At 67.8% G+C, this 8,103-nt stretch carries 7 protein-coding genes and 1 pseudogene; 3 read left to right on the forward strand and 5 right to left on the reverse strand.

Annotated features, from left to right (window positions below):
• Together QOC69_RS34040 and QOC69_RS34045 are read right to left on the reverse strand one after the other, a co-directional pair.
• Positions 1–134 (reverse strand): annotated as a pseudogene (locus QOC69_RS34040) (sulfite exporter TauE/SafE family protein); the annotation flags it as partial.
• Positions 135–206: 72 nt separating this feature from the next.
• The gene (locus QOC69_RS34045) at positions 207–1,742 is read right to left on the reverse strand and encodes an amino acid permease (RefSeq protein WP_526446914.1); all 1,536 of its coding nucleotides are present in this window, start codon (positions 1,740–1,742) and stop codon (positions 207–209) included.
• A gap of 125 nt (positions 1,743–1,867) precedes the next feature.
• Between QOC69_RS34045 and QOC69_RS34050 the strand changes: the two genes are divergently transcribed.
• Positions 1,868–2,914 carry a putative nucleotidyltransferase substrate binding domain-containing protein gene (locus QOC69_RS34050; protein WP_526446916.1) on the forward strand — a complete coding sequence of 349 codons (1,047 nt, stop codon included), beginning with the start codon at positions 1,868–1,870 and terminating at the stop codon, positions 2,912–2,914.
• A gap of 15 nt (positions 2,915–2,929) precedes the next feature.
• Complete coding sequence (locus QOC69_RS34055) at positions 2,930–3,736, forward strand: Fic family protein (protein WP_526446918.1); 807 nt, start codon at positions 2,930–2,932, stop codon at positions 3,734–3,736.
• 12 nt (positions 3,737–3,748) lie between these two features.
• On the opposite strand, the gene QOC69_RS34060 is transcribed toward QOC69_RS34055, so the two are convergent.
• The gene (locus tag QOC69_RS34060; RefSeq protein WP_526446920.1) at positions 3,749–5,395 is read right to left on the reverse strand and encodes a SulP family inorganic anion transporter; all 1,647 of its coding nucleotides are present in this window, start codon (positions 5,393–5,395) and stop codon (positions 3,749–3,751) included.
• The gene (locus QOC69_RS34065) at positions 5,392–5,769 is read right to left on the reverse strand and encodes an ArsR/SmtB family transcription factor (protein ID WP_526446922.1); all 378 of its coding nucleotides are present in this window, start codon (positions 5,767–5,769) and stop codon (positions 5,392–5,394) included. The genes QOC69_RS34060 and QOC69_RS34065 overlap by 4 nt, the downstream gene beginning before the upstream one ends.
• A gap of 270 nt (positions 5,770–6,039) precedes the next feature.
• Between QOC69_RS34065 and QOC69_RS34070 the strand changes: the two genes are divergently transcribed.
• Positions 6,040–6,534, forward strand: coding sequence for a homocitrate synthase (locus QOC69_RS34070; protein WP_526446924.1), 495 nt, complete (start codon positions 6,040–6,042; stop codon positions 6,532–6,534).
• Here QOC69_RS34070 and QOC69_RS34075 read toward each other — a convergent pair.
• Positions 6,531–8,012: a cytochrome P450 gene (locus tag QOC69_RS34075; protein ID WP_526446926.1), complete on the reverse strand. Its 1,482-nt coding sequence runs from the start codon at positions 8,010–8,012 to the stop codon at positions 6,531–6,533. The two genes, QOC69_RS34070 and QOC69_RS34075, sit on opposite strands and share 4 nt — an antisense overlap.
• Positions 8,013–8,103 lie beyond the last annotated feature (91 nt).

The raw sequence follows: 8,103 nt of genomic DNA on the forward strand, positions 1-8,103 counted from the left end.
TTGGCGGCCACCGGTGGCAGCCCCACCAGGAGCAGGGCGGGATAGGTGGACACCGACGCCAGCCCGGCGACGCTGCCCGCCAGGCCGCCCCCGATTCCGGCGACGAAGAGCAGCACCGCTTCCCAAAAAGTCATCGCCGCCAGGCTACGGCCGTGCGATTTGGGTGCGTTTTCGATCGCTGAGCGAACGTTCCCGCGCCGAAATCGCTACGTGGGCTTCTTCTTGCCGACCAGCGCGTCGACCGGGTCGGGCGCGCCGTCGCGGTCCTTGACCACGTGATAGGCGAAGTACCCGACGGCGAGCGTGAGAGCGACGAAGATCACCGCGAAGTACTGCAGGAACCACGACGTACCCGCCGGGTCGTAGACCTCCTGGCGCGGCCAGCCGATGTTGACCACCAGCAGACCGCCCATCACCACGGCGATCAGGTTCACCGGGATGCCCCACTTGCCGAGGTCCATCACCGGCGGTCCGTAGGACAGGCTGGTGCCACGCAACCGGTGCACCAGCGCAGGCACCGTCACCATCAGGTAGGCCAGATAGACGATCACCACCGAGACTGACGCGATCGCGGCGAACACGCTGGACTGGCCGATGTTGACCAACAGCACCAGGATCGCCAGCGTGCTGACCGCTATCCCGGTGATCACCGGGGTGCCGGTGCGCTTGTTCACCTTCGAGAGGAACTTGCCCAACGGCAGCCGATTGTCGCGGGCCATCGAGAACATCACCCGCGACGCCGACGCCTGGATCGCCAGGGTGGCCGAGAAGATGGCGACGGCAACGAGAGCCAGCAGCGTCTTGCCCAGCCAGGTGTCGAGCTGGCTCTCGATCACCCAGGCGATGCCGCCGGTGGCGAGGTCGTCGCCCAGTTCCGGTGCCGACATGAGTGCAGCGATGATCATCAACCCGCCCCCGACGAACGACACCAACAGCGCGTTGACGATCGCCATGGGTGCAGTCCGGCGAGGATCCCGCGTCTCCTCGGAAAGCTCTGCGGCGCTGTCGAATCCGTACATGACGTAAGCGGCCATCAGCATCGACGCCAGGAAAGCGCCGACATAGCCGAGCCCCGACCCGCGGCCACCGGTGTCGAGCACTGCGGCTGCCGGGCTGCGTTCGGCGGTGAGGAACATCGCCCCGACGATGAGCACCACGCCGATGATCTCGATCGTCACCCCGGTCACGGTGATCTTGCCCATGAACGCGACACCCGCCGCGCTGATGATGGTGCAGAGCACGATGGTGACGGAGCCCAGGATGATGCCGTTAGTCGCACCGCTCACCGACAGCGGGTCGGGGTCGCCGCCGATCACCTGGAACCCGCTCCAGATCGGTGGCAGCACCGTCTGCATGGCGATGGCCAGCGCGGCGATGCTGACGATGTAGCCGATCAGCATGAACCAGCCGGCGAACCAGCCGACCGCGTTGCCGGCGAGGCGTCGTGACCACTGGTAGATGGCACCGGCCACCGGGAACTTGCCGGACAGCTCCGCGAAGATAAGGCAGACGCAGAACTGACAGATGAACACGATCGGCCAGGTGAAGAAGAACGCCGGACCGCCCAGATTGAAGCCGAGCGGGAAGAACGCGAACACCGTGGTGAGGATCGAGACGAACGAGAAGCCCGACGCGAACGCCGCGTACCCGCCGATGCCGCGGTGCAGTTCCTGGGTGTAGCCGAGTTCTTCCAGGGTCGACGCGTCCTCGGCCGACGAGATCGCGGGGTCGAACGTGGTCATGGGGCGCTCCTGGGGTGCCGATTAATAACTGTCATACGATAGAAATTAGTGTCTACTCTTGTTTCCCGCATCTCGAACGGGTCACGACTGTGTGACCAGATGCCCGGCGGGTAACAATCGTCGGCATGCCGCCTGTGCTTCCATCCGGTCGCGGGATCGCCGCGACCATCGGGGACATCGATGCTGCCAGCGACGAGGCGCTTCTGCGCGCTGGAATCGACCGGGCGCTGGGTGCCGTCGCCGCCGAACTCCGCGCGCACACGCCCGCACCTGCGCTGGCCGCGGCGTGGTCGGAGGTACTGCGGCATGGGGTGGCCACCGCCGTCCGGCTGGCCCCTGGGCAGTCGGACTGGACCTGGTTCGTCTCCGGCAGCGTCGCGCGGGGCGAGGCCGCCCCGGGCTCCGACGTCGAGACGATGGTCGCCATCGGCGACGCGGTGGACGACGAGGGCAAGACCGAGCTGCTGGCCCGCGCGGCCGACGTGCACGCACTGCTGGAGCGGTGCGGGATACGCGGTGACGCCAACGGGGTGCTGGCCAGCCGGCCGAGATTCTGCCGGCGCCTGAGCAGTTGGGCCGAGGGCATCGAGCGCTGGACAGCCGGTCCCGGCGAGGACCGCGGTGTGGTGATGACCGGCCTGCTTGCGGACTCGACGGGCGTGTGGAGCAGTGCGGACGTGCCCCGCGATGCGCTGCGGGCGCCGACCGTCACCGCTGCCGGACGCAGCTATCCGGCCCGCCAGGCCATGCTGCAGGACGCCACGGCCGTGCGGGCCGCCTTTCCGTCGCGGTTGCGCGTGTTCGCCACGCACACGGACACCGTCGACCTCAAGCTGGCGGCGATCGATCCGGTGGTGAAGATCGCGCGGTGGGCGGCGCTGTCGGCCGGGTCGGACGCGTTATCGACTTTCGCACGCCTCGACGACGCCGCAGCCGCCAAGGTGCTCGACGCCGACGACGTGTCCAGCCTGCGCGAATGCTTCGGGTGGCTGCTGCGGTTCCGCTGGCGGACGCGGGCCGGTACGTTCCTCGACGGGCGGCGGGTCAGCGACGTGGTGGCACTGTCCGAGACGCCACCCCAGGAGCGCGCGATGCTGCGCAGTGTCGCGCGCGAGGTGGCCGGCATCAGGCGCAAGTTGACCTACCTCGCGTCGACGTCGACGTTCCGCTGAGTCGCCGCCGAACGCATGACACCGGATACACGCGATAACGCCGTCGCCCAGGCCGTCGCCGCCGAGCGCCTCGAGGGCTGGCGTCCCTCCGACGAGCACGTCACCGCCCTGACCGCGCTGGCCCGCGGAGACGTGCCGTTCGACGACTATCTCGCGAAGTTCCGCGACCGGTATCCAGCGCCGCAGCGCCCTCGCCGACGCCTGAGCCTGCGACCCGCGCCCCACTACCTCCTGCCAGGAACCACGCTGTTGCGCAACAACTTCGGGGCGGATTCCGCAGAGATGCTGGCCGACCTGGAATTCGTCGCGACCGCGGGCCGGATGGTGCTGTGGCTGTGCAGGCCTGTCGAAGCCACCGAGCCGGACGGGCTCGACGTTCGCATGCTGCATCGGCATCTGTTCGGCGACGTCTATGCGTGGGCCGGGCAGTACCGCACCTGCGAACTACGTCGCGGCGAGCAGGGTTTCGCCCCGCGGTCCACGATCGCAGCGGGAATGGCTCGGGTGCGCGACACGGCCCGGTCGGTGGTCGATGCCTGCGCGTCCTACGACGACCCCCGGCTGGCCTACGAACTCGCCCGCCTCTACGTGGACTTCAACCAGATTCACCCGTTCCGCGAGGGCAACGGGCGGACCGGCGCACTGCTGCTGCACGGTGTCGCGGCCCGCTGCGGTCGCACGCTGGACCTGACGGTGACCAACCGCGCCGAGTGGTATTCGGCGGCGTTCGACAGCATGCCGCCGCGGCGGCGTGACGGTCGCGCCAACCACCGGCCCTTCCTACCGATTCTGGTGCGCGCGGTGACAAGCCCGGCGCGCTGATGATCCCGGAAGTCAGTGGGCCGCCGCGGCCACGTGGGTGCGGGCGTGCGCGATCGCGTCGTCCAGTGAATCGATGAGGTGGTTCTCGTGGCGCAGCGACTCGATGACGCCGACGTTGGTCAGCAGGTTCATGTGTTCGGCCTGCACGCCCTTGATGATCACGGTGACGCCACGCGACTCCAGCTCCTCCGCGACGCGCGACAGGGTGTGCGCTCCCGTCGCGTCCAGCATCCCCAGCTTCGACATCCTGATCATGACCACCGACACGTCGGGGTGGTCGGCATCGGTGATCAGGTTCGAGATCCGTTCGGCCACACCGAAGAACATCGCTCCGTCCAGCCGCAGCAGCGCGATGCGCTCGTCGCCGGGGCGGCGTGGCCCTGGCAGGTCCTCGCGGGTGACACTGCTCCGACGTGCCACCGACCGCAGGGCGAACACCGCCGCGACCAGGACGCCGATCTCCACGGCCTCGATCAGGTCGAAGCACACCGTGACGACTGCGGTCAGCACGAAGATCAGCGCGTCCGAGCGGGTGGAGCGCAGGATCCTGCCGATCGTGGTGGCCGAGATCATCCGGAACGACGTCACCATCAGCACCGCAGCCAGGGCACACAGCGGAATCGCCGAGACCGGATCGGTCGCGAAGTACACCACGCAGATGAGCACGACCGAGTGCACGATGGCGGACACGCGGGTCCGTGCGCCGGACCTCGTGTTCACCGCGGTACGCGCTATTGCCCCCGTTGCGGGCATGCCGCCGAACACGCCGGAGGCCACCGACGCCAGGCCTTGACCGACCAGCTCGCGGTTGGGGTCGTAGGGCCCGGTGGGCGACATGGTGGCGGCCACGCGCGCCGACAGTAGCGACTCGATGGCGGCCAGTGCAGCGATCGCCAGCGCCGCGCCGACGAGCGCTCGCAGTGCACCGGGATCGGCGTGTGGAAACACGGGTGCCGGCAGGTGTGAGGGCAGTTCGCCGATGCGTGCGACGGGCAGGTGCGCGACCACCACCAGGATCGTCGCGGCGACGATGGCGGCCAGCGACTCGGGAATGGCGCGGTGCAACCGGGGTAGCCCGACCATGAGGGTGGCGACGACCACCGCCAGCACCAGGGTGGTGGACGCGATCGCCCAGTCGGCGTTGCGGAGGACGTCCCACGCCGCGGTCAATGGCCGTAGGCCCACCGGGGCGCCGGCGCCGAACGCCGCGGGCACCTGTTGCAGGAAGATGATCGTCGCAATGCCGAGGGTGAAGCCCTCGATCACCGGCCACGGAATGAACGTCACCGCCCTCCCGAGCCCGGTGACGCCGGCAGCCAGCACGATCAGCCCGGCAAGGACCGTCACCAGCGCGATGCTGCCGAGCCCGTAGAGCGTGACGATCGGCGCGAGCACCACTGCCATCGCCCCGGTCGGACCCGACACCTGCACGTGCGACCCGCCGAACACCGCCGCCACCAGGCCGGCGACCACGGCGGTGATCAGACCGGCCGCCGCACCCACGCCCGAGCTGATGCCGAATGCCAAGGCAAGCGGTAGTGCGACGACGCCGACGGTCACACCGGCCAGCACGTCTCTGCGCCACGATCGCGACAGGCCGGCGTAATCGGAACGGTTTGGGAGTAGCCGGCTGACCGTGCGTGCGTTTGCGCCGATCATTCGGGAAGCGCCAACGGTGGCAGCGCGTCCAGCGCGTCGAGCTGGTCTCGACGGGCGGACAGGGTGTCGGCGAGGAAGGTGCGAGCGATGAGGAGCAGCTCCGAGATCTTCGGGTGGGCGAGCTCGTAGTAGACGGCATTGCCTACCCGCCTGCCGCTGACCACGTGATGGCGCTTGAGCACCGCGAGGTGCTGGGAGAGCAGGGTCGGCTCGATGTCGGTCGCCGCCAGGATCTCACTGACCGGTGTCGGACGGCCGTTGGCCGACAGGATCTCCAGCGTCCGGATGCGGGCGGGATGCGCGAGCGCCTTGAACAGGTTCGCCTTGATCTCGTAGAGCGGTCGCTCGGAGCCGTTGGGAAAGCGGTGCGGCACGCCGGGACGCCCTAACAGTTGATGGATTGAGTAAAACCTCAATCCACCGTAGCGGTCCGGTGCACCTTCAGCACAATCCGGTCGGCGCACGGCCGGCGGGTACGCCCTGATCAACTCGCTTGCGCATCGAGAGCGTGAACCGCTAGCGTGGCGATCGTGCGAAGTCTTCTCGTAGTAGAAACCCGCAGCGGGGTCTGATCTGGACCGACCCCTCGCTGTGGGTCGTTTCTACTCCGTCGGTCACTCCCTCTGGCAAGAGAAGACCGGCACATGTTCTCCCCTTCTTCGACACAATCCGCAATCGGCGCGACGCCCCTGTTCGCAGCGCAATTCGACACGCCGCTGCCGCGGGGTCTGCGCGAGGAATCCGAAGCGATGTCCTCAGACGCATTCCACGCCACGTACGCCCCGACGTCCGGGCCGTTGCGGCTCGGCCAGTGGGAGTGCACCGATGTCGACTGCGCCGCGACCCGATCGGGGCCGCAGGCGCGCAACTATCAGGCCACGATCGCCATCGGGGACCGGATCAGCACGTCGACGGCCGCAGCCACCGGGCCCGTCGCGGCGCTGACTGCGATGCTCTACGACCGTGGCGTCGCCGTCGAGACGCTCAAGTTCCACCAGCTTCGAGCGGATGGCGGCGTCGCGACGTTCATCCACGGCACCGACGGCGCCCGCGACGAATGGGCGATGGGGTGGGCGGGGGACGCCACCCAGTCCGCGCTGCGGGCGGTCATCGCCTGCGCGAACCGACTGAGCGCTTAACGCAAGGGGCGCAGGATGATTGGCATACCGTCCATCGGCACCGGCATGCCGCCGTAGTCCCACTTCTCCTCGTAGCCGGGACGCGCCGGTTCCAGCCGGTACTTGCGCAGCAGCCGGTGCATGATCGTCTTCACCTCGAGCTGGCCGAACGCCATGCCGATGCACTTGTGCGAGCCGCCGCCGAAGGGGCTGAAGGCGTACCGGTGCTTCTTGTGTTCGCTGCGCGGTTCGGCGAACCGGTCGGGATCGAACTTCATCGGGTCGGTCCACAACTCCGGAAGCCGGTGGTTCAGACCGGGGTAGGCGATGACGTTGGTGCCCTTGGGTAGGTGGTAGCCCAGCAGTTCGGTGTCGCGAACCGTCCGTCGCATCGCCCACTGGACGGGCGTAACCAGCCGGAGTGACTCGTTCATCACCAGGTCGAGCGACTCCAGCTTCTCGAGCGACTCGATGTCGACGGGTCCGTCGCCGAGGCGGTCGGACTCGTCCCGGCAGCGGTCCTGCCACTCGGGGTTCTCGGCCAGGTGGTAGGCCATGGTGGTGGCCGTCGAGGTCGAGGTGTCGTGTGCGGCCATCATGAGGAAGATCATGTGGCTCACGATGTCGGCGTCGGAGAACTTGTTGCCGTCATCGTCCTCGGTCTGACACAGCACGGTCAGCAGATCCGTTCCCTCGGCCCCGCGGCGTTCCTTCACCCGCGCCTCGAAGTAGTTCTCCAGGAGTTTTCTGGCCTGCAGCCCGCGCCACCAGGTGAATGGCGGCACGCCGGTGCGGATGATCGCATTGCCGGCGCGGACGGTGGTGGTGAAGGCGTTGTTGACCTTGGTCACCAGCTCGTGATCGGTGCCGGGCTCATGCCCCATGAACACCATCGAGGCGATGTCGAGGGTCATCTGCTTCATCGCGGGGTAGAGCAGGAATCTCGGGTCGTTGGCGACCCAGTCGTTGTCGATCACCTTCGACACGACGGTGTCGACCTGCTCGGTGTAACCGACCAGTCGGGTGCGGACGAACGCCTCCTGCATGATCCGGCGGTGGAACATGTGCTCTTCGAAGTCCAGCAGCATCAGCCCGCGGTGGAAGAACGGACCGATGACCGGAGTCCAGCCCTGCTGTGAGAAGTCCTTGTTGCGATTGGAGTAGATGGCCTGGGCGGCGTCGGGACCCAGCGCCGCCACGGCGGGCAGCACCGGCGAGTCGGCGTAGTACACCGGGCCCTTCGTGTTGTAGATGTGCATCAGGTAGTCGGGGCCACCGCGGAACATCTCGACCATGTGACCGAGCACCGGCAGTCCGGCGTCGCCCATCACCGGCTTGAGGCCACTGCCGGCCGGCGGCTCGGCCAGCACCGTCTGCGGGAAATCGGTGCGCAGCAGTCTGCGCTCAAGGGCGCCCATGCCGGGAAAGTTGTTGATCGACGGGGTGAATCGACGCTTCGCCTGGTCGAGCAGATACTCCGGGGTGCTGATGGTCGTCATGCAAGCTCCTGGGGCTGAGGACATGTGGTCGATCTCACTCGTATCACCCATCCTGTAGGGCAGACTTGACGCATGTCAAGTTTTGTTCTGG

The sequence above is a fragment of the Mycobacterium sp. genome (genome assembly GCF_032162105.1).
Taxonomy (GTDB): Bacteria; Actinomycetota; Actinomycetes; order Mycobacteriales; family Mycobacteriaceae; genus Mycobacterium.